Here is a 247-nt window from a genome sequence, read left to right as displayed (position 1 = left end):
CTTTATCGCATCACTGAGTCTGCAGCTGCTCAAGTCAGGGAGCAAGCCGAGGCCATGTCGCGCCATGTCATGCCGCCCTCGTATTGCGCGCTACTGCAGGCAGATGTCGAGGCGAGCGTCTTGTTGGATCAATTGAGTCGATTCTGCTTGGTAGCTACTCCAACGGCAAAATGGATGTATTGCCGTTTTTTCGACCCTCGTGTCATGACTCATCTTCGATGGATTTTGACACCGCATCAGCTCCACT

The 247-nt window shown here is 53.0% G+C and carries 1 protein-coding gene; it reads left to right on the top strand.

Annotated elements, in window-relative coordinates:
* The coding region (locus R0J88_RS22410) for a DUF4123 domain-containing protein (protein WP_410901229.1) at positions 1–247 on the top strand (247 nt) is incomplete at both ends.

This window comes from Pseudoalteromonas sp. SIMBA_162 (genome assembly GCF_046535955.1).
GTDB lineage: Bacteria > Pseudomonadota > Gammaproteobacteria > Enterobacterales > Alteromonadaceae > Pseudoalteromonas > Pseudoalteromonas marina.
The sequence above is the reverse complement of the archived record's forward strand: the minus strand, read 5'-3'. Positions and strand labels throughout refer to the sequence as shown.